Below are 2,135 nucleotides of genomic sequence, written 5' to 3' on the forward strand. Positions count from 1 at the left end.
ATGAACGGCATCTGCGAGCGGTTGAAGACCGGGATCGTCGCCAACGCGACCGAGCTGTTCCAATGCCCCGTTGCCGCGACCACCGCGGGATCGTTGACCAGCTTCTGCGCCGCCGAAACGCCGACGGCCGGATCGGAGGCGTCATCGAGCACGACGCCTTCCACCTGGTGCGGATAGCCGCTGGCATTGGCCTGCTCGATGGCGAGCAGGAAGCCGTTGCGGGCGCCGAGGCCCTGCTGGGCGTTGCCGCCGGAGAGCGGCCCGATGAAGCCGAGCTTGATCTGGTCGGCCTGCGCCTGGGCGGCGCCCAGGGCGATGGCAAACAGAGAGCCGGCCAGAATTGACGATACGCGGATAAGCGCACTGCGCCTGTTTTGCATGGTTCCACCTCAAACAGAATTATCTGCCGCCGTCGTAGCGACCCGGCCGATCGTGATCGTCGGCTGATCATCAGTGTACGGGCGCGTATTCAGTGACGAAATTCGGAAATTGTGACTCGTGAGTTCGGAGATTCGTTCTGTCCGCCCGGGATGGCGATTGATACCTGTCGGCTTCAATCGAGAGACCGACCGCATGGCGGAACTGCTTGTCCAGCAACTGGTGAACTGGATAACCCTTGGCTGCATCTATGCCTTGCTGGCGATCGGATTCAGCCTGATCTTCGGTGTCTTGAACGTCATTCATTTCTCGCACGGCGATGTCGCGATGACGGCGCCGTTCATCACGCTGGCGCTTGCCCAGGCGTTGGCGACCGCTCTTGGCGCCTCGGGGCCCGCCTGGCTGGTGCTTGCGGTTCCGGTCGCCGTGCTCGCCGTCGGTTTGATCGGCGTCCTGCTGGACAAGGTGGTCATCAGGCGCTTCCGCGATGCGCCCGCCATGATGGCGCTGGTGGCGACCGTGGCGCTCGGCATCGTCATCCGCGAGCTGATCCGCCATCTCTATCCGCAGGGATCGAACCCGCATGCCTTCCCGCGCCTGGTGTCGGGCATGGCTTTCGAAATCTCCGGCGTTGCCATCAGCTGGTTCGCGCTGCTGGTGGTGGTGCTGACCGTCGCGCTGGTTGCCATGCTGTTTGTCTTCCTGCGCATGACCCCGCTCGGGCTGCGCATCCGGGCGGCCTCGGAGGACCGGGTCGTGGCGCGCATGATGGGCATCCGCGATGCACGCGTCTTCCGTGCGACGTTCTTCATTGCCTCGGCTATCGGCGCCATCGCTGGACTTCTGTTCGCAAGCTATGCCGGCGTGACACGGTTCGACTTCGGCGTCATGGCCGGCCTGCTCGGCTTTTCCGCCGCGGTCATCGGCGGCCTCGGCTCGATGCCGGGCGCCATACTGGGCGGACTGATCATTGCCGGCATCGAAGTGCTGGCGCAGACATTCGTGCCGGACGGCGCTTCCTACCGGCTGGTCTTCGTCTTCCTGCTGGTCATCGCCGTGCTCATCTTCCGCCCCGCCGGCCTGCTTGGGCGCACCGTCATGGAGAAAGTCTAGCATGCAGGGTCGTGCTTCACCCGACGTGCCGGGCATAGCCGCGGCCACGGTCTTCGCCATCGCCTCGCAAATCATCGGGGCAGCGTTCCTGTACCTCATCCTCAGAGTCGACGGCGGCTGGCAGGTGGTCGGCCTGCTGGCCTTGCTCGGCCTCGGTTTCTATCTGCTGGAGAGGCTGCCGTGGATCGCCGACTATGCGTTGGCGAGCTTTGCCCGGGTTCCGCTCGTGGCGATGATCACTGCGGCGGTCATCGTGCTGGCCTTTCCGTTCTTCGTCGGATCCAACACCTATATCCTCCATCTGCTGATCGTCGCCGAGCTTTATGCGGTGCTGGCGCTGGCGCTCAATTTCCAGCTCGGCAGCGCCAACATTCCGAACTTCGCCACCGGCGCTTCCTACGGCATCGGCGCCTACGTGTCGGCGCTGCTGGCGATCAATTTCGGCGTCAGCTTCTGGCTGACGCTGCCGGTCGCGGCGCTGGCGGCGACCCTGTTCGGTTTCATCATCGGCATCCCGTCGATGCGCACGCGCGACACCTATCTCGCGCTCGTCACCATCGCCTTCGGCGTCGTGGTCCAGCAATTGCTGAACAATTTCAGCTGGACCACGACGCCGAAGGCGATGGTGACGAGCGCGAGATAGG

At 64.2% G+C, this 2,135-nt stretch carries 3 protein-coding genes; 2 read left to right on the plus strand and 1 reads right to left on the minus strand.

Annotated elements, in window-relative coordinates; translation table 11 throughout:
- Positions 1-380 (minus strand): ABC transporter substrate-binding protein (locus EOD15_RS33220; protein WP_148129787.1); only part of this gene is annotated, 380 nt, incomplete at its 3' end.
- Between the two features lie 193 nt (positions 381-573).
- Between EOD15_RS33220 and EOD15_RS33225 the strand changes: the two genes are divergently transcribed.
- Both EOD15_RS33225 and EOD15_RS33230 read left to right on the plus strand, forming a co-directional pair.
- A complete protein-coding gene (locus tag EOD15_RS33225) occupies positions 574-1,491 on the plus strand; it encodes a branched-chain amino acid ABC transporter permease (protein ID WP_023809431.1) in 918 nt (305 codons plus the stop codon).
- A 1-nt stretch (position 1,492) separates the two neighbouring features.
- A complete protein-coding gene (locus EOD15_RS33230) occupies positions 1,493-2,134 on the plus strand; it encodes a branched-chain amino acid ABC transporter permease (RefSeq protein WP_127409238.1) in 642 nt (213 codons plus the stop codon).
- Position 2,135: the final 1 nt, after the last annotated feature.

The sequence above is a fragment of the Mesorhizobium sp. M7A.T.Ca.US.000.02.2.1 genome, from assembly GCF_003996995.1.
In the GTDB taxonomy this organism is placed as follows: domain Bacteria; phylum Pseudomonadota; class Alphaproteobacteria; order Rhizobiales; family Rhizobiaceae; genus Mesorhizobium.

Excerpts from the sequence above, each read along its gene's own strand:
- EOD15_RS33225 (WP_023809431.1), top strand. The coding sequence starts at position 574 with ATGGCGGAACTGCTTGTCCAGCAACTGGTGAACTGGATAACCCTTGGC.
- EOD15_RS33230 (WP_127409238.1), top strand. The coding sequence starts at position 1,493 with ATGCAGGGTCGTGCTTCACCCGACGTGCCGGGCATAGCCGCGGCCACG.